Source organism: Timaviella obliquedivisa GSE-PSE-MK23-08B, from assembly GCA_019358855.1.
In the GTDB taxonomy this organism is placed as follows: domain Bacteria; phylum Cyanobacteriota; class Cyanobacteriia; order Elainellales; family Elainellaceae; genus Timaviella; species Timaviella obliquedivisa.
In genome coordinates, this window is record JAHHII010000002.1 from 270793 (window position 1) to 286442 (window position 15650).

At 46.8% G+C, this 15650-nt stretch carries 24 protein-coding genes; 15 read left to right on the forward strand and 9 right to left on the reverse strand.

All coding sequences use genetic code 11. The features are described 5' to 3' along the window. Nucleotides 1–562: 562 nt before the first annotated feature. Nucleotides 563–1588 (reverse strand): hypothetical protein, encoded by a 1026-nt coding sequence (locus KME11_04685; GenBank protein MBW4514500.1) that lies wholly within the window; start codon nucleotides 1586–1588, stop codon nucleotides 563–565. 159 nt (nucleotides 1589–1747) lie between these two features. On the opposite strand from KME11_04685, the gene KME11_04690 reads away from it, so the two are divergent. The 8 genes from KME11_04690 (at nucleotide 1748) to KME11_04725 (ending at nucleotide 7236) form a co-directional block, all read left to right on the forward strand. Beyond that, nucleotides 1748–2560 (forward strand): hypothetical protein, encoded by an 813-nt coding sequence (locus tag KME11_04690; protein ID MBW4514501.1) that lies wholly within the window; start codon nucleotides 1748–1750, stop codon nucleotides 2558–2560. After that, a complete protein-coding gene (locus KME11_04695) occupies nucleotides 2511–3956 on the forward strand; it encodes a DEAD/DEAH box helicase (protein MBW4514502.1) in 1446 nt (481 codons plus the stop codon). Before KME11_04690 ends, KME11_04695 begins: the two co-directional genes overlap by 50 nt. 73 nt (nucleotides 3957–4029) lie before the next feature. Further along, nucleotides 4030–4257 carry a hypothetical protein gene (locus KME11_04700; protein ID MBW4514503.1) on the forward strand — a complete coding sequence of 76 codons (228 nt, stop codon included), beginning with the start codon at nucleotides 4030–4032 and terminating at the stop codon, nucleotides 4255–4257. 142 nt (nucleotides 4258–4399) lie between these two features. Continuing rightward, a complete protein-coding gene (locus KME11_04705) occupies nucleotides 4400–4783 on the forward strand; it encodes a hypothetical protein (protein ID MBW4514504.1) in 384 nt (127 codons plus the stop codon). Further along, nucleotides 4776–4976, forward strand: coding sequence for a hypothetical protein (locus KME11_04710; protein MBW4514505.1), 201 nt, complete (start codon nucleotides 4776–4778; stop codon nucleotides 4974–4976). The genes KME11_04705 and KME11_04710 overlap by 8 nt, the downstream gene beginning before the upstream one ends. Further along, the gene (locus KME11_04715; GenBank protein ID MBW4514506.1) at nucleotides 4973–6097 is read left to right on the forward strand and encodes a hypothetical protein; all 1125 of its coding nucleotides are present in this window, start codon (nucleotides 4973–4975) and stop codon (nucleotides 6095–6097) included. The genes KME11_04710 and KME11_04715 overlap by 4 nt, the downstream gene beginning before the upstream one ends. Then, complete coding sequence (locus KME11_04720; GenBank protein ID MBW4514507.1) at nucleotides 6006–7061, forward strand: phosphoadenosine phosphosulfate reductase family protein; 1056 nt, start codon at nucleotides 6006–6008, stop codon at nucleotides 7059–7061. The genes KME11_04715 and KME11_04720 overlap by 92 nt, the downstream gene beginning before the upstream one ends. Beyond that, nucleotides 7033–7236 carry a hypothetical protein gene (locus tag KME11_04725; protein MBW4514508.1) on the forward strand — a complete coding sequence of 68 codons (204 nt, stop codon included), beginning with the start codon at nucleotides 7033–7035 and terminating at the stop codon, nucleotides 7234–7236. Before KME11_04720 ends, KME11_04725 begins: the two co-directional genes overlap by 29 nt. Nucleotides 7237–7503: 267 nt before the next feature. Here the strand turns inward: KME11_04725 and KME11_04730 are convergent, their stop codons facing one another. The 3 genes from KME11_04730 to KME11_04740 all read right to left on the reverse strand — a co-directional run bounded on the left by KME11_04730 (nucleotide 7504) and on the right by KME11_04740 (nucleotide 8880). Further along, nucleotides 7504–7851: a hypothetical protein gene (locus KME11_04730; protein MBW4514509.1), complete on the reverse strand. Its 348-nt coding sequence runs from the start codon at nucleotides 7849–7851 to the stop codon at nucleotides 7504–7506. Between the two features lie 108 nt (nucleotides 7852–7959). Then, nucleotides 7960–8349, reverse strand: a complete 390-nt coding sequence (locus tag KME11_04735; protein MBW4514510.1) for a hypothetical protein — start codon at nucleotides 8347–8349, stop codon at nucleotides 7960–7962. Nucleotides 8350–8589: 240 nt separating this feature from the next. Beyond that, nucleotides 8590–8880 carry a hypothetical protein gene (locus tag KME11_04740; protein ID MBW4514511.1) on the reverse strand — a complete coding sequence of 97 codons (291 nt, stop codon included), beginning with the start codon at nucleotides 8878–8880 and terminating at the stop codon, nucleotides 8590–8592. Between the two features lie 207 nt (nucleotides 8881–9087). On the opposite strand from KME11_04740, the gene KME11_04745 reads away from it, so the two are divergent. Together KME11_04745 and KME11_04750 are read left to right on the forward strand one after the other, a co-directional pair. Beyond that, nucleotides 9088–9342, forward strand: a complete 255-nt coding sequence (locus tag KME11_04745) for a helix-turn-helix transcriptional regulator (protein ID MBW4514512.1) — start codon at nucleotides 9088–9090, stop codon at nucleotides 9340–9342. Then, complete coding sequence (locus tag KME11_04750; protein ID MBW4514513.1) at nucleotides 9339–9740, forward strand: hypothetical protein; 402 nt, start codon at nucleotides 9339–9341, stop codon at nucleotides 9738–9740. The genes KME11_04745 and KME11_04750 overlap by 4 nt, the downstream gene beginning before the upstream one ends. A 151-nt stretch (nucleotides 9741–9891) precedes the next feature. Here the strand turns inward: KME11_04750 and KME11_04755 are convergent, their stop codons facing one another. The 5 genes from KME11_04755 to KME11_04775 all read right to left on the reverse strand — a co-directional run bounded on the left by KME11_04755 (nucleotide 9892) and on the right by KME11_04775 (nucleotide 12332). After that, a complete protein-coding gene (locus KME11_04755; protein ID MBW4514514.1) occupies nucleotides 9892–10113 on the reverse strand; it encodes a hypothetical protein in 222 nt (73 codons plus the stop codon). 223 nt (nucleotides 10114–10336) lie between these two features. After that, entirely contained in the window at nucleotides 10337–11059 is a 723-nt protein-coding gene (locus KME11_04760) for a hypothetical protein (protein ID MBW4514515.1), read from the reverse strand. Further along, nucleotides 11019–11495, reverse strand: coding sequence for a hypothetical protein (locus KME11_04765; protein MBW4514516.1), 477 nt, complete (start codon nucleotides 11493–11495; stop codon nucleotides 11019–11021). The genes KME11_04760 and KME11_04765 overlap by 41 nt, the downstream gene beginning before the upstream one ends. Beyond that, nucleotides 11446–12093 carry a hypothetical protein gene (locus tag KME11_04770; GenBank protein ID MBW4514517.1) on the reverse strand — a complete coding sequence of 216 codons (648 nt, stop codon included), beginning with the start codon at nucleotides 12091–12093 and terminating at the stop codon, nucleotides 11446–11448. The genes KME11_04765 and KME11_04770 overlap by 50 nt, the downstream gene beginning before the upstream one ends. After that, nucleotides 12090–12332 (reverse strand): hypothetical protein, encoded by a 243-nt coding sequence (locus KME11_04775; GenBank protein MBW4514518.1) that lies wholly within the window; start codon nucleotides 12330–12332, stop codon nucleotides 12090–12092. Before KME11_04775 ends, KME11_04770 begins: the two co-directional genes overlap by 4 nt. Before the next feature lie 755 nt (nucleotides 12333–13087). Between KME11_04775 and KME11_04780 the strand changes: the two genes are divergently transcribed. From KME11_04780 to KME11_04800, 5 genes are read left to right on the forward strand one after another with little or no spacing between them, the layout of a single operon-like run. Beyond that, nucleotides 13088–13705, forward strand: coding sequence for a hypothetical protein (locus KME11_04780; protein MBW4514519.1), 618 nt, complete (start codon nucleotides 13088–13090; stop codon nucleotides 13703–13705). 49 nt (nucleotides 13706–13754) lie between these two features. Continuing rightward, complete coding sequence (locus tag KME11_04785; protein MBW4514520.1) at nucleotides 13755–14519, forward strand: SH3 domain-containing protein; 765 nt, start codon at nucleotides 13755–13757, stop codon at nucleotides 14517–14519. A gap of 1 nt (nucleotide 14520) precedes the next feature. Further along, complete coding sequence (locus tag KME11_04790) at nucleotides 14521–14952, forward strand: hypothetical protein (protein MBW4514521.1); 432 nt, start codon at nucleotides 14521–14523, stop codon at nucleotides 14950–14952. A gap of 45 nt (nucleotides 14953–14997) precedes the next feature. Further along, the gene (locus KME11_04795; protein MBW4514522.1) at nucleotides 14998–15291 is read left to right on the forward strand and encodes a hypothetical protein; all 294 of its coding nucleotides are present in this window, start codon (nucleotides 14998–15000) and stop codon (nucleotides 15289–15291) included. Nucleotides 15292–15294: 3 nt separating this feature from the next. After that, entirely contained in the window at nucleotides 15295–15639 is a 345-nt protein-coding gene (locus KME11_04800; GenBank protein ID MBW4514523.1) for a hypothetical protein, read from the forward strand. Nucleotides 15640–15650 lie beyond the last annotated feature (11 nt).

A 15650-nucleotide genomic window follows, 5' to 3' on the forward strand; every position in this document is an offset into this window, starting at 1 on the left:
GCTTTACCAGTGCAAGCGCGGAGCTTGAGCAGTCGATGGTTAATACCTTTAAATCGGGATCTAAGTAGAAACTGCATTGGGCAATAATTTTAATTTTTTCGGGATCGCTGATGAACCACTCAGCGATCGCCTGACTGACAAGACTGATGCATCCTGACATATGGGAGTTAGGTGTAAACTGCTTTTGCCAAGTTAGGGCAAATTTCGGGATTCTAGCCATTTATCTATCAAGATTTGCATAACTTCAGAGATTTCTAGATCTTCCTGAAAACATCGTATCTTCAGCGCCCGATAGGTTTCACGTTTCACATATCCGGTGACTTGCACATAGTTTGGATCTGACTTTTTTCCTGGAGGTCTTCCGGGCTTGCGTTTTCTTGGCGTAGGCATTGATCAGGCTGATTCTAAAGGGCAGTCTTTCAGCCTGACAGAACCTCAAATCACTGGAGTATCGCTGTTTCAGGGTTTCAGCATTTCAGATAGGCGAAAATAAAAAGGCTATAACTTCCGTTGTGATGAAGTTATAGCCCGATTGTTGTTGCATCTACCAACCCAGAGTGCCCTAAGTAGCAGCTTCGGCTGGCTCTGTTTCTGATTTAGGTTGGTCAACCTTAGACTTCTCACCCAGCTTTTGAGCCGCCGCAATGACAGAAGCGCGATCGCCCCCTCGGTGAATCTTCAAAATCTTACTCAAGCATTTTTCAGGGAAACTCTCTGCCATCTCAGGATGAGAGGTGACGGGCAAATTGGCAATCGTCCGTACCACTTCTTCCCGCTTAGCGGTGTCATAGCCTTGAGCGACTAAGAAGTTTATCAGGGTACGGTTGATTCGCGCACCTTTCACGAAGGAGCGAAATCGAGGATTGGTAGTGGAGGTATCGACGGCAGAAGTTTTTGCTGCGGACTTAGCCTTGACGCTGCTTGTGTTCTTTCTTTTATTATTATTGCTGCCGTTACGGGTGCTGTTAGAAGCAACACCTAAAAATTCACTTCGTTTTGACTGACGAAACGCATCGACTTCAGACTCAATTTCTTGATCAATTAGCTTTTTTAACCCTTTAATTACCAGAGCTTCAGGAATTTCATTGAGAATGCCTGCAAAAATCTGTGCTTCTGACTTGCCCGTTTTCTGAGCCAATGTGGTGATTTGTTGCTCAAGCTGTGAGGCGGTCGGAGCCGATGGCTTTAGTGACTTCTTGGGTGCTGCGGTGCTGGTTGCGGTTTTTTCGGGAGCTTCTACAGTCATTGTTTCGCCTTCCTGTGCAAACGAACGTGTCGCTTCCAGTTTAAGGCAGGATTTAGACCTTGAAATCGTCCACAGGTGTTTATCTTCGCAATAGAGGCGAATGGACGCGATGAATGCAATTTCCCAGGCTCTACTGGCGATCGCTTGACTCTGAGCATTAATGGCGGCAACGCGATCGGGATTACAGATGATAGTTAGCTCTTTACCTTTGTTGAGCGTAGCGACCATCCATGAAACTTGATCAGTCAGCAAGGGTGCAAATTCTTGGCAAAGTTGCTGCACCTGGGCATGAGAAATTTGAGAATTGAGGCGATCGAAGAGGTCGGGTTCAAGGCGGGTCATATCTATAGTTGATAAGTGAGCGAAGGATCTGCCTTAAAATTCCCACTTTTGAGGGGGCGCAGCTTCCTGTACAGGTCCAATAGCTCTCCGATCACCTGCAAAAACAATTATCTGTTTCGTGGCACAATATACCCTAGTCGTAATTTCGTGCCACAAAATATGGGGAGAAAACCTAAGACCTCTGAAAAACGTAGAGTTCAGCTAAGGTTAAGTCCTCGAAGTGCAGCAATATTTGATGCTTATTCTTCTGATGAATTAAGTCAGATCATGGCGATCGCCCTCGACACCATTAAGCCTGGGTCAAAAATTACGACAGTCCCCAGCGTCATCTTGCGCCCTGTGCAAGTTGTCACAGAGTCTATTGCTCGAATTAAAATCGATAAAGATTTGGTTTTAATATTTTTGCCTGAAAAGATAGAAGAGTTTCGATCGCTTGCCAAAAAACTGCACTATCAATGGATAGATTTTGCTTGGCGACGAACGGTTGAGGAGGATGTAGCGGTTGAGCGAGCTGCTGAGATCGGATATCGAATTATGGAGTTAGGCATCCCTGTGCAGGTGGACTGTGAGGAGGTTTGCCGCAAAATAATATCTGGCAAGTTTCAGATCGAGCCTCAACGGGTCATTAAAGTTTGCACATCCGGTGTTTACAAAGGGTGGCTAAGCTTCTCCTACCCTAAGGGAGAAGACTTTTACGATCGCATTATGCGAATAACAGCAGCAAAATATGCAAATGGCTCTATTCGTGTTCCCATCGAAAATTTTGCAGAAGTTGAAGATTTTGCAGAGATAGAGGGATTTGTGTTTAGTGAGGCAGCTCAAGAAGCTGTAAATAAGGCTAGGCATTTGATTGACTCTGCCCAAATCCTAGAAATTGCACCTTTAAAAGAACGAACTCAAAAGAAAAGGAATTCCAAAAAAGATGCAGGTGTTACAGCCGTTCCAGATCATCTTAAAGACGATACTGCTTGACCATCAAGAAGAAGCGGTAGACAAATTTAAAGGGCTGCGCGTTGCTGGATTATTTATGGAGATGGGAACGGGAAAAACTCGTACCCTAATTGAGCTTGTAGCGCTTCGGCAACACAAGATTGACCACGTTATTTACTTCTGTCCAGTCAATCTCAAGAGTACAGTCGTTTATGAGCTAGAAAAACACATCGAAAATCCTAGTGTGTATATTTTTGACGATCGCACCAAACAAGGACGTATCCCTAAAGCATTCTTCTACGTGATTGGCATTGAATCCATTGGACAGAGCGATCGCATGACCTTGGCAGCAAATGAACTAATTACTGAATCTAGCTTCGTTGTCCTAGACGAGTCAGACACCTGCAAAAACCATGCCGCCATTCGGACTCGTCGAATTACAGCAATGGCATCACGCGCTAAATATAGGGCGATCGCCACAGGTACAGCAGTTGGGGAAGGCGTTGTCGATTTGTATGCTCAGATGTATTTTCTGTCACCTGACATTTTAGGCTACAAATCCTTCTATTCTTTTGCTGCCAATCATTTGGAATACAGCGAGGAGTATAAAGGGTTAATTGTTCGTAGCCTGAATACCGATGTCATTGCTCGGAAAATTGAGCCATACGTCTACCAGGTCAAGAAAAGTGAGTGCTTAGATTTGCCCGATCGCCAATATCTCAGCCGCTACTTTTCAATGAGTAGAGCGCAGCAAAGCCTTTATGTCAGAGCCAAGGAAGAGATTCTGATGGTGGCTGAGGAAGAAATGGATAGCTATGTCATTTTCCGATTGTTTACGGCATTGCGGGAAATCGTATCGGGTTTTTGGAATCGAACGCCAGACCCTAACCCCAATCACCGATGGGCAGAACAGTTTGAGCCAGAAAAAATAATCGCAGATCACGATCGGGTTGCGCTATTGCAATCAGTCGTTCGTGAAATTCCAGTAGACGAAAAGGTGATTATCTGGGTGAATTTTCACCACTGTGTTGATCAGATTGTAGCGGCGCTATCTGATGAATATGGAGAGCAGGCGATCGCCCAATATCACGGACGGACGGGCGATCGGGAAGCCGAAATTAGCCACTGGCGTAATCATGCTCGATTCCTCATCGCATCTGCTAAGTGCGGTGGACGAGGACTAACACTGAATGAGTGCGCCTACACCATTTTCTATAACAACGATTTTCCTTATCGAGTTCGGGAACAGGCTGAAGCCAGGAATCACAGAATCGGGCAGACGAGAAAGCCAACCTATATTGATCTGGTGTGCGAGAAAAGTATTGATAACCGAATATTTGTCGCTCTTAACAACAAAGAAAACTTGGTGCAGGCGTTCAAAAAAGAGATGGACAAACTAAAGAAAGGCGATCGAAAGACCGCATTAAAAAGGCTCTAAACATATTACCCCAAACAGTTGACATAGTGATTTATTGTATCTATCTTAAAGGGTAGTGATTTATCGAAAGAACATGATCTCCAGGCAAGAATATAACGCGATCGACCCAGCCAGCCCAGAGCAACGCTCCCAATATGCGAGGCTCGTTTTAAACGAAATTAAGGAGACTCGCAGTGAGTTTATTGGCGATGCTGAACTCGGAATCGGTTTTATGGAGTACAACATTCGCCCCGTAGTTGAGTTCAGATGGGGTCTAAGCGGATGGGTCAAGCGCCTGTCTTTGCAGCCTTTTGTAGATTAGGAGTTATTCGTGATTTTTTATAAGGATGGCAGTGAGTTAAACAGGAACGGACAAAAAACAGATAGCAGTATTTTTAATATCTGCCGCGACCCAGAAGAGGTTAGAAGGCGGGTCGCACTGGCGATAGAGCAGGAGGCAGTTCATGCCTTCTAAAAAGCTCTCTAAAGTAGAAGCGATCGCCGTTGCCCGTGCAGCACGACAGGTGCCCAAAGGCGTGACGGCAGAACAATATCGGATGCGGCTAACCGATCGTGTAGCAGCATTGTGTCAAGCCCAAAACCCGATCGAACGGGGAGTAACCTACGCCTTGGGTGAGGCGATCGAGGCAAACGGTTACTTGCTACTCTACAAAATTCTTGATGCCCTAGGGTGTCGAATTATCAGCACCATGATCCATGCTGATGGCATCACGATTATGTGTCGCCACAAAACCTACGAGGGGCAGAGTCAATCCTCTTTGCTCCTCGAAATTATTCAGGACTGCATCGAAAATTTTGGAATTTTAGGGGGACTAAAAAATGACTAGAAATGTCAAGCTTAAAGCTGGAATTGCCATCACGATCGCCGATCAAAATGCTCCCCTTGGGGTAACGCCATCAGGGGCGGTGATCTTCGAGGTTCGCAATGTGCCTGATACTGTCATCATCCAGCAGGTTTGGCAAGCCTCTAGAAACAATGTAGCGGGATGCCTAGGGCACAGCTTTGACTGGGGCAGTTGAAAGCTGCCCTGATCTCAAAAGACTACGATCGCCGTCGTCAGTTTATTGAGCGTTTCTTGGTTAAGTCCAAGTCCCCACTAGCGATTTACATTTACCCCAAGAATCGAAAAAAAGAGTTTAGTCCTCCAGTCGTTCCAGGTTGCAGCATTAACTGTTTCACCTACGAGGATATGTTGAAGACGGATGAATGGCTAACGATCAATGCCCTAGTCAGCAAGGATACAGCGCTGATTCTAGACAACCCCAGCCGTTACCCCAAGATTACATCTACCAAAGTTTTAGCCTTGGAACGAATTGAAAAGATGTGTCAGGTTAAGGCGATCGTAGATATTGTGCCTTTCACCCTTGCTATTCAATATCTCTATACGCCTTATTCCTATTTAGGTCGTGAGATTTTAGGCTATGCCCACTACTACGCATTTCGAGAAAATTATCACGAGATGGATGCAGCAGGCACAGTTCGGATGTCGCACGATTTTGATCTGTTAGCTGACAAGATAGCGCCAGTCACCGAGATTGATTACGATCGCTTCCTTTGCCAAAACAGAGAGGCGATCGAGGTTAAATCAACTCCACAGGAACTAGAGAATTATCAAGCGCTGAAAGATGAGTGCTTCGCAGCCAAAGACTTTAGCCCAAGAGTTGTTATCACTAAGCTGGCGGACTTGGCTCATGCTTTCGATAGTCGTCTACGGGCAATGGTCGATCTGGTGGCAAAACTGCAAGGCAAAACAGTTGTGCTGACCAATCTCAAAGACTATGCTAAGCGTGCCGAAAAGATAGCCAAAGATGCAGGGCTTGAGATTACTGCTACATCCTATCAGCTAGGCTTTCAAGGCAATTTTGATAACTGCATTTATCTAGAAAGCCCGATCGTAAAATCCTACTTCATGCTGGATGCTGAATCGCGGTTAAGTATGGACTGCAAGGTTTTTCATATTGTGGGAGATACCAAGGTTGACCAGTATCTCTACACCAACCTACTTAGCGAAATCACCCAAATAGACCAATTTACTCAGGAGTTGGCTCGTGCAAAAAGACGGCAAACCAGCCCGCAAAATTTACCTGCAAAAAAATGTGCTTCAGGCGGCACAAGAGAGAATCAGTTGGCTCTTTTCTAACTTTAAGGAAGTCGTGGTTAGTGTCTCTGGCGGCAAAGATTCAAGCGTAGCTTTCGAGCTGGCATGGCGACACGCGCAAGAGCTAGGGCGGGAAGTTCATGTGTTTTTCCTCGATCAGGAGGCTGAGTATCAAAGTACGATCGCCATCGTGAGGAGTATTTACGATCGCCCTGGTGTAATCCCCCACTGGTGGCAATCTCCTTTCAAAACGACAAATGCTACCAGCTATGAAGAGCCGCTGCTCTATGCCTGGGGAGAAGGGGAGGAATGGATGCGGGAAAAGGAATCGGATTCATTTCAAGCCAAAGTTCCGTTAAAGGAGCATGAACAAAACCGGGATACCTTCTACCACATGGTGGAGTATGCCGAGGCTCAGTGGGGTGAAAGCACTGCTCTGCTAATTGGGCTACGTTCCGAGGAGTCGTTGAATCGATATGGTGCGGTCACCCGCAATCCAGGAATTGAGAATGTTAAATGGACTTCTAAATCGAGCGGAAAGGCGATTAAGTGCTACCCCATTTACGATTGGACATTTGAAGACATTTGGACATATATCGGCAATGAGTCTATTCCCTACAACCGCGTCTACGACTGGATGTATGTCAAGGGCTTTAATATCCCAGAGATGCGAGTTTCCAACCTCGTTCACGAAAAAGCTTTCCGCTGCCTCTCGACGCTCCATGAGTTTGAGCCAGACACCTACGATCGCCTGCTCAAGCGACTAAAGGGCATTCACGTTGCTGCCCGATATGCCGATGAACAAACCGTGTTTAGTGCCAAAAAGTTGCCACAGGCGTTTGAGAATTGGCTAGATTATCGAGATTTTTTGCTCTCGACCCTGCCCAGAGAAGTGCGATCGCCTCCCATGCTCCACCTTTCAGGGCGATCGCCAAATCATAAAGTGTTTCACAAATCTCGTCTGGCAGACCTGCCAAATGTTTCCATCTCGGAATGTGACCAATGAGTTTAAACAATCTTTGCTGGTTAATCGTTATGGCGATCGCCTCAGTCATGTCGTTAATTTGAGGCTGCGGAGTAAGTTCAAACAAATCATTCTGCATCATTTTTTACTGCGAGTGGCGCGTTGTTTGGATGGTGTCGGCTCTATAGGAGTCTCTGATGTTGCAACGGCTGCGTAACTATCGATCGCCACTCTAGCTGCACCATTGGCTGCAACTACTGTGTCAAAAGTTTGATCACTCGCAACAGTTACAAAAGTTTTTTTGCTAACGCCCCGTACAAAGTAGTGATACTTTGGAGGCTTTGATTCAACATCACCATCGATCCAGTACTCGTAATTTTTGTACTCGATTGGCTTGGTAGGAAGAGGCGAGGTGTAGCAATTCATGATTAAGGTATGAGTGAGGATTGATGGGCAGATGGATGGCTCTGCCCCAGCCAGAACGTTAGGCGGCAACCCGTAGTTCAATCTCAGCGATCGCCCGTCGCTCAATCATTTTGGCGATCGAGAATTGATTAATTAGCAGTTGCAGATCGATCGTCATCTCCTTCAACTTATCTTCAGCAGCCTGCAAACATTCAGCCGCCTCTCTATAGCCTTGCTCGTCCATCATGGTTTTGCGAACCGTTTTGCGCTGAGTATCGTTCTTTAAAACTTCGTTGAATGCAATCTCAGTATCAATTTTAGCGGTGAGTCGATTAACCTCCTCTTGATGATTGCGGACAAACTTTTCGGCGGTAAGAACTGCGAGTTGTTGCGTAGCGATCGCTCGTGGATATTCGTGTAATTGCATTGATTTTCTCCGTTAATATTGTGTCGGTCTTAAACGTTCACAGTTTGCCCTAACCCAAGAGAGCGGCACTCTAGCTAGCGCGTAAAAGCTAGAGTGCCAAGATTTTATTTAGAAGTTAGTGGGGCAAATACTAAGGGTGCCTGCTTCGTCGCTCCGAATACAAACCACAGTTTCATCGTCGAGGCGTAGGCGATCGGCGGTTGCCGATGCGCCATGGCGATCGTAGGTGCCGTAGAAGGATAAGCCTCGATCGGTTTGGATGTAGAGGTCGTAAGTTACCTCTGATTTGGTTGCTTGTCGAGCGGGCTTAACCCGACTGCCGGAGCCAGCGCTAGGAGGTACGCCCTCTCTACCGACCATGTCGGGGTTTTGCTTCGTGATGGTGGGGCGATCGGACTCGGGAATTGATCTGCCACTGCCACGCTCAGCAAAGACGGGAAGAGTAAGGGAAACAGAAAAGACGATGGAAGCTAAAACAATAGAAAAACGTGCAAACATAGTAAAACTCACTGAGTGTAGGTGGGTAATGCGATCGCCCTTCCCGTCCAAAGTTGGGGCGATCGCTTTTGAAATTAACTGCCAATCTCAGCCGAGTTGGGAATCACAGACTTTTAGAATTGAGAGGATTAGCACCGCATTTCAGGCTGTCAGCTTGCACAGGGCAAAAGCTCTTGATCCATGCAGGGGAGATCACAACGGTGGGTGAGTTCATCCCTAGCCCTTCAGCCTTAGTGAAACTTAAGCCGATTCCTTCACGGTGTAAGAAACCGATTTAAGAGCCTGCTTGAACGCTTGCTGGTTAAAGCCTTGAGTGCGATCGCTTTGAGCAGCTAGGAACGGTGCATCACTCACTAATTGTTCGATCGAAGACTCCAACCACTCCACTAAACAAGCTCTTAAGTCATTAGCTGCATAGTGAGTTCCTTCTTCTTGCATTAACCATGACTGAAGAGTTTGAGCCGCTTCCGTTAAACCTTCACTAGCTGCTTCAGAGATGTAAATCTGTTGAGATTGATTTTGAGTTAACATTGTGTGCAAATCCTTATTTGTTGAGGGTTCCTGAGAGGCGATTGCTAGGTGTGGTAACTGGGCGATCGCCCTCTCTTGTATTTATTGTGTCTCAGATAGTGATACATGTCAAGCATTTAGAATAACAATCAATTTATTTGAAATATCAATGTAATAAGATAGAGTATCGATAGTATGCGATCGTAATACAGCCCCCATAATTAGGGAATGAGGAGAATGTACTGCCAACTATCTGTGCTAATAGCGCAACGGAATCTAGAGCTTGCCGAGAGAGGCGAGCAGCTTTCTCAACGTCGTTTGTCAAGGGAGCTTAGCCTGTCGCTGACGACCATAAATAAGCTCTATAACGGTCGTCCTTTGACGGCTCGAATCGATCCAGACACGATTGAAAAAATTTGTGACTACTTCCAATGTGGAATTAGTGATTTATTCGTTTTGAAGGTTGAGGTAAGTGAATCATGACTAATTCTCTATCTGCCGATGATCGCTTCCTGCAACTGATGGAAGCGATCGCACAAACCCGACAGCTCGTCGAGGGCAACGCTGAAGCGATCGCCGCCCAACAACAAGCATGGGTTGAAACTAGTAGGCTTGTTGAAAGCAATGCTAGATCTATTGCCGAGCAACGCGAGGCATGGATTGAGACTCGCCAAATTATAGAGAGCAGTTCTAGGGCGATTGCTGCCAACTCAAACACAGTGACTGAGCTACGTGAAGAGCTAAGGGTCAATATTACTGATGTTGTCAGCATGATTAGCACAATGGCAGAGCAGGCAGAAGTCGATCGTGCTGAGACTCGAGCAACAGTTCAGCAGATCCTTGAAGTATTGACTCAGCGATTTACAAGCAACGGTCATTAACGGAAAAACCACCCTAGGCGGGATGGCTTCATGCACTACTTCACTTTTTTCTTTCTAATTTTCCGCCAGACCCAGCGGATTGGAATCCAGACGAACCAAACCAAAACTCCCAGAGCTTGGAAATCTGATCTCCTAAAAAATGGATTGCTCACTACTGTCCTCCCTGCTGCTTGTATTTTTCGCAGCTTTTTGGGTTGCCTCCGTCGCAGCTATCCTTTAAATATTTCAGCAGACCTTGTCTAGAGCGATCGGCAAAATCGCTAGTGCTTGACCTGGTTGAAGATGCTTGTACAAAAGTGTTTGCTAGAAAAATTAGCCCAACTAGACAAGCTGCAATCAGCCCAATTTGTTCGCCAGTAATTCTTTTTTTCATCACCTTGACCGGGTATCTGTAGCGTTAAGTTTCCCGAATCTAGTCCGTGAATTGCCAAAAGCGATCGCCCCGGTCAAGGAATGGCGATCGCCATTCGCCCACCACTAACTTATTTGTCGTAGAGCTTTTGGTGATAGTTTAAACTTCCCTATTTCTAAGTTGGTACAGCAGATTGCTACCCGCGTGCTCTTCGAGATACTCGCAAGGGGTCGCGCTGCTCCATTTAAAGAGGTGACGAGATGCTTTGGTATTCCAAGTTTTGACCAATCTGGTATAACCCGAACTCGCCGCAGTTAACGAAGCGGAATTGATTGCGGATCGATATCCAGTCCCACCGCTCTGGGTTAGAGGGGTGAAGATGGCGAAGGGTTGGGTCGAGAGTTCTGACAGTATGCTCAACCATTCCGTTCTCTTGCCGACATTTTTGCTCAAAGCTGGAGAAATCTTCTGGCAGCCAATAATCGTGCCGAGTCCAGTTGATGCACTCATCCAGGCTCTCGCCGATCGGGATATTGTTGCAAGCAGCATTCATCACAATTTGCCGCTGTTCTTTCCAGCAGACCACAGCTTTAACGCGATCGCTATTCTTAATCTCCGTGAGCACATCGACAAGTTCTGAGGGGATTTGTCGGCGGGCAGTAACCAAATACTTCAGTCGTTCCTCGCTTCCGTGGGGAGGCAACGGTAGGAAGTCGATGCGGACGTTGCTAACCAATCTAGGGCGCAGGATAATTTGATCGTAGCCTGGGGTATTTATGGCGATCGCCTCAAACTTAAACATTGCTGCCAAATGCTGAAGCGATCGCTCCCATCGAACCAGGTTAGCAACCGCTTCCTCGTAACTTTTGAATTCTAGTTGGATCACCGCGCCATCTGTCTTAGCAGACTGCCAAACCTCTTTGAGGCTAAATACCCGGAGCTGCGTCCTTTTTGTTGTTGCGGTCATTTTTTCGACTCCCTGTTTGGTTTTTTGCTTTCTCCAATACCTCGATCAATCGATCGAGTTCAACATTTCCGCTAAAACCAAGCAAGTGCCCAATTTCAGCCACACTATACCCATCTGTATCCCAATTTTCCGCCAAGCATCGAAGGAATCCCTTCAACAACTCGACTTCTTTAACTCTACCTAAATTAGGTGCAGGTTTTAGTTCGCCACTAGCGATCGCCTCATGGAGCGCAAGGCGAATAACCCGACTCAGATGCGTTGCAAGTTCCAACTTCTCTTGCTCTGCCCACTGCTGAAAGAGCGCAATCTCCTCAGTCGGAAGCGTCACCGATACCCGGAAGCGCGACCCATCACCCTTGGATGGTCGTCCCCTCCCCTTTTTCGGATTAGGTTCCGGTTCGCTTGCGGGTGTCGGTTGCTTTTTTATAGGAGCCATTGCCAGAGTTGTTTGTAGAACTTACATATCTTTGGACGCTGATGGCGATCGCCATAACTTGAGATAAAGTGTAGCGCTTTAATCGGCTGTACCCCTCTAGATTTCGGTAGTAGAAGTCCTCTGAGCGAGAAATCCCATTAATCCTCCGAACCTTCTCTGGCAGGTCGATACCGGGAATTGTTTCCCCGACTCTAACTCCGTCAGGTGCAGCGGCTTCATTGGCAATCACCTCTCTTGCCCATACCGCCATTCCTAGTTTAGGGTTAATCTTCTCGACTCTCCCCAATACGTCCGTGGGCAAAACTATTTTCTGCTCCTCTCCTTTTAGCTGGGCGATCGCCGTTGCCAACACAAAGGAGCCGTGCCCATATCGTTGCTTATCGGCAGAAATCCCCGCCACCTTCTTCCAGCGGGTAAACGTTCGGTAGTCGATTTCAAATCCTGCCGTATGCTCCATAAAGGCTTTCAGAATAGCGCCGCTCCACTGCTCAGCAGAGTACTCATCCCACTCCCGGCGAAACGATCGCAGCTTGGCAATAACTTCTCTGTCATCCCTGGTTTCTTCTAGCAAAGACTTCAAAATTGCTTTTGTACTCATGCTACTCTCCGAGCTTCTGCCTGCTCCAAATACCGAGCAAGTACCCTCGATCGCCTAGCAGCAGAACGTTTTGCGCTTCTTGCCCACTGCCGATATAAAACGCTGTCCTGGCAGTCACGAGAACTTTTATACATCTGCTCCCATTCGTCTTGCATTTCCAGCCAGAAGAGCAGGGATTCGCTAGCCGAATTGATTAAGTAGCGATCGAATTCAATGTTGTAGCGATCGAGATAATCCATCTAAATCTCCGCTTTGTAAAAGTGCTATTGCTATCAAATTAAATATACGGTATTTTTTGGATACCAAAAAATACGCATGATGAATATGGGGTGAGATGACCGGAAATTTCTCACTCATACCTAGACCGTAGCGGCGGCGGGGCGATCGCAATAGATCTAGGAAAAGCCCTGGTTTTTGGGCGTTTTTTTGTCCAATTTTTACCTGTCCTTAGTCCTTATTGAATTACTGCAAGCGTCTTAGCCATTTCTCAAAAAACAGGAGGACAAGTCCTACATTAAATCAGTATTTTCTGTCCGCCGCTCTGCCAGAAGTCAGCAGCTCAAGCCCAATGCCGCCTATTTTTTTCGGCTATCCAAAAGATTCTCAAGCCTATTTTCTTCATCAAAAGATGCGAAAAACGGACTGCATACTGCAATTCTGAGCGAGGCAATTATTTGGGGCGATCGCTTAGATAAAAGTTGCGAAAGTAGGACACGACTATTAGAGGTGAAGTGCGATCGCCACACCCTTTTTCTACAAAGCGATTAGCAGGAATTCAGCCCTTGCAAATCTTTTCGCAGCGATTAGGTTTTTTTGCATCCTGATTCAAGCAATTGTTCTGGTGCTAGTGGCTACCAATTTTTAACCCGTCAATACTGAACTCGTCAAGATTTCTGCAAATGAATGACAGACATCAAAGTTTGCAGCAATTAAACGTGTTATTTTGTTTTTTAGGTATCCAAAAAATACCAATAAATAAAGGAGGGTTTGTCTTATGGTCGCAAGAAAGAAATTGACGGAGATTTTGAATGAAGTCGGTGGCGAGGCGACCCCTTGCGGGTATCTCGAAGAGCGCGCTGCTGGAGTTGATCCGGTGGCAGCGTTGCCCGCAGCAGTAGAGCCAGAATCTCCAGTGATTGACGAGGTTCCTAATGGTGCAATTGTCACCGCCGAAATGGTACGAGCTACCGCATTAAGCCAGATGCCCGATGGCTCCTCTGAAATGTTTGCGATTTTGCCCAAACTAGGAATTGAGATTCCTCAGCCCGTTGTACCTCAAGGGGCAACGCTGGAAGAATCGGTTGCGGCAGATTTAATGCTGTTAAATATTTTGCTAGCAAAGGTCGTTGGCAACCTTCAGTTTCAATCGACGTTGAACCAAGCCCTGGCGAAGGTGGATGAAGTGATGGGCGATCGCTTTAGCGCAACGCTATATCAGCAACGTCGAGAATCTGAATCTAATCGGTTTCACGGTGCGATGGCTGCGTTGATGGGAGGCGACGCTAAAGGCGGATTTCGCTTTTCTACTCCAAGCTCTTACGTGGTTCCTCAAGGGTGGGAGGTCTTTGTCGAGCCAGAAAAAACAGCAGCTTTACCAGAAGGAGAAAACTAGATATCAGCTCTACATCGATCAATCATTTATAGATTGAAAAGGAGGAAGCATGGAAGCTGAATTAAGCCCCCAGGAAATGCAGCTTTTATTGGCAGAAGCTAGAAAACTCATAGCAGCAGAGCCACCAGAAGCAGGCTCGCCCGATCTCGATCGCCGTCTAGCACAGATTCAATCAGGGCAGTTTGAGCCGTCCGATCAACATCGAGCAGATGGATTAATGCCTGTTCCTACAATGAGCATGATTCAACCTCATCATTACCAGACTTCAGTGATGCCCAAGCGTCCTGAAATGAGTAAGACGGATTACTTTGGGGCGATCGCTGCCATTGGAGTTATCGGCTTGTTTGCGATCGCAGGACTGGGGATAATTGCCTCGTTAGTGGTGATGGCTGGCAAGAGTGCGGAAGGGGCAAGTTACCGAGCGACGATCGAGCAACTGGTGGCAGACAACCAGAAGTTATCCTCTCAGGCTATTAAAGCAGCGGAAGACGGCAAACCTCGTTGCTATGGCTTGATCGTAACAAGTTGCGGGGAACAGGCTGAACCTAGCTATCAACCTGTTGCTCAGCCCAAAGAAATGCAGGTACAGGCAGTTGAGGCTCCAGCGCAAATCGCTTTGATTTGTGATGCCAATGCAATGGCGACGGCAACGCCTGTGAATGTGCGATCGGGCGGCGGCGTGGAGTTTGCGATCGTGGCTCAAGTCCCTTGCGGAGGAGCGGTAGAGGTTCTTCGATATGAGCCTGATGGCTGGTCGAAAGTAGCGGCGGGTGCTGCCACAGGCTACATGAAAACGTCGTTTTTAGGAGGATGAGATGGCAGGAATATACAATTTTTTGGATACGGTTTTCAGCGGGGGAACCCCAAAAAGTGATATTGGAATGCGGGTTAATGCCAGCCTGCCACAAGGAACCGATCAGGAGTTACGGCAGCTAAATAATATGCCGTCCTCAATCTCTCAGGAGGAGTACTGGGCAGAGGAGCAGAAGACCGGAGAGCTTTCTATGTCGGCTCTACTGATGAAGCAGTATGTGAAGTGTCGAGCGATTCAGCGGTCTAGTATCACTCAGATTAGAGGTGCGATCCTTCAAGATAAATCGGGGCAAATGCGCGCGGCAATGACGATGGGACAGCAAGATTTGCGGCATCAAACAACCGCGATCTCTCACAACATCATGCTCGGAGGGCAGCAGCGACAAATGACTGGATACGCTGCTGCCGCTTCCGGTACACGGACATTAATTTAACAAAATCCGATCGCCCTCACTTGCCTCAAATCAAAGGAAACTACCATGCCTGAATTAAGAGAAATAGAGCCTGTTCTTGATGTGTTTGACTTCGATCAACTTTTGGAGCTTAATACCGCGATCGCCTCTTATTACCACGTTGTTGGGCTGTCTGCGAATCTCAGCCCTTCCCGCACAGCCATAACGATAGAAACTCCCGGTAGGTTGATCACAACATTCTCTGTCGATGAATTTATCCAGGAAGAAAACGAATTGCACCGCAATGGAAAGCGATCGCAGTTCTCGGATGTGGCGATCACACTGATCGACAAACTTTCACTCTATGTTTTGAGGTTTTAACCCATGGGAAATCAAGAGTGGGAGCAGCCAGTAGATCAACGGGGACAACCGAACATTGCCCAGATTGAAAAGCACTATCGATCGCAAGTTTTCTTAGGTTTCACTGGGTTCTGTGGCGTGATGCTAATAGGACGAATTTTGAAGTATCCAGAGTGGCGACAAACAGGCGTTAGCTTGTTGCTGTTGATACTCATCGCAGCGGTGATATGGGGCGTGTTTGGGTATGCCCGAATTGCCAATAGTCGAGGCGGATACATTTACGGACATCAGCAGCGTTTAGCAATATTAATTTGTGCTGTTCCTGCCGCTGTTCTGTTGCTAATTACTGTTTTATCGTTCGTTATTTAGAAGAGGAAAGT

Excerpts from the sequence above, each read along its gene's own strand:
- KME11_04685 (MBW4514500.1), bottom strand. The coding sequence starts at position 1,588 with ATGACCCGCCTTGAACCCGACCTCTTCGATCGCCTCAATTCTCAAATT.
- KME11_04690 (MBW4514501.1), top strand. The coding sequence starts at position 1,748 with ATGGGGAGAAAACCTAAGACCTCTGAAAAACGTAGAGTTCAGCTAAGG.
- KME11_04695 (MBW4514502.1), top strand. The coding sequence starts at position 2,511 with ATGCAGGTGTTACAGCCGTTCCAGATCATCTTAAAGACGATACTGCTT.
- KME11_04700 (MBW4514503.1), top strand. The coding sequence starts at position 4,030 with ATGATCTCCAGGCAAGAATATAACGCGATCGACCCAGCCAGCCCAGAG.
- KME11_04705 (MBW4514504.1), top strand. The coding sequence starts at position 4,400 with ATGCCTTCTAAAAAGCTCTCTAAAGTAGAAGCGATCGCCGTTGCCCGT.
- KME11_04710 (MBW4514505.1), top strand. The coding sequence starts at position 4,776 with ATGACTAGAAATGTCAAGCTTAAAGCTGGAATTGCCATCACGATCGCC.
- KME11_04725 (MBW4514508.1), top strand. The coding sequence starts at position 7,033 with ATGTTTCCATCTCGGAATGTGACCAATGAGTTTAAACAATCTTTGCTG.
- KME11_04730 (MBW4514509.1), bottom strand. The coding sequence starts at position 7,851 with ATGCAATTACACGAATATCCACGAGCGATCGCTACGCAACAACTCGCA.
- KME11_04735 (MBW4514510.1), bottom strand. The coding sequence starts at position 8,349 with ATGTTTGCACGTTTTTCTATTGTTTTAGCTTCCATCGTCTTTTCTGTT.
- KME11_04740 (MBW4514511.1), bottom strand. The coding sequence starts at position 8,880 with ATGTTAACTCAAAATCAATCTCAACAGATTTACATCTCTGAAGCAGCT.
- KME11_04745 (MBW4514512.1), top strand. The coding sequence starts at position 9,088 with ATGAGGAGAATGTACTGCCAACTATCTGTGCTAATAGCGCAACGGAAT.
- KME11_04750 (MBW4514513.1), top strand. The coding sequence starts at position 9,339 with ATGACTAATTCTCTATCTGCCGATGATCGCTTCCTGCAACTGATGGAA.
- KME11_04755 (MBW4514514.1), bottom strand. The coding sequence starts at position 10,113 with ATGAAAAAAAGAATTACTGGCGAACAAATTGGGCTGATTGCAGCTTGT.
- KME11_04760 (MBW4514515.1), bottom strand. The coding sequence starts at position 11,059 with ATGACCGCAACAACAAAAAGGACGCAGCTCCGGGTATTTAGCCTCAAA.
- KME11_04765 (MBW4514516.1), bottom strand. The coding sequence starts at position 11,495 with ATGGCTCCTATAAAAAAGCAACCGACACCCGCAAGCGAACCGGAACCT.
- KME11_04770 (MBW4514517.1), bottom strand. The coding sequence starts at position 12,093 with ATGAGTACAAAAGCAATTTTGAAGTCTTTGCTAGAAGAAACCAGGGAT.
- KME11_04775 (MBW4514518.1), bottom strand. The coding sequence starts at position 12,332 with ATGGATTATCTCGATCGCTACAACATTGAATTCGATCGCTACTTAATC.
- KME11_04780 (MBW4514519.1), top strand. The coding sequence starts at position 13,088 with ATGGTCGCAAGAAAGAAATTGACGGAGATTTTGAATGAAGTCGGTGGC.
- KME11_04785 (MBW4514520.1), top strand. The coding sequence starts at position 13,755 with ATGGAAGCTGAATTAAGCCCCCAGGAAATGCAGCTTTTATTGGCAGAA.
- KME11_04790 (MBW4514521.1), top strand. The coding sequence starts at position 14,521 with ATGGCAGGAATATACAATTTTTTGGATACGGTTTTCAGCGGGGGAACC.
- KME11_04795 (MBW4514522.1), top strand. The coding sequence starts at position 14,998 with ATGCCTGAATTAAGAGAAATAGAGCCTGTTCTTGATGTGTTTGACTTC.
- KME11_04800 (MBW4514523.1), top strand. The coding sequence starts at position 15,295 with ATGGGAAATCAAGAGTGGGAGCAGCCAGTAGATCAACGGGGACAACCG.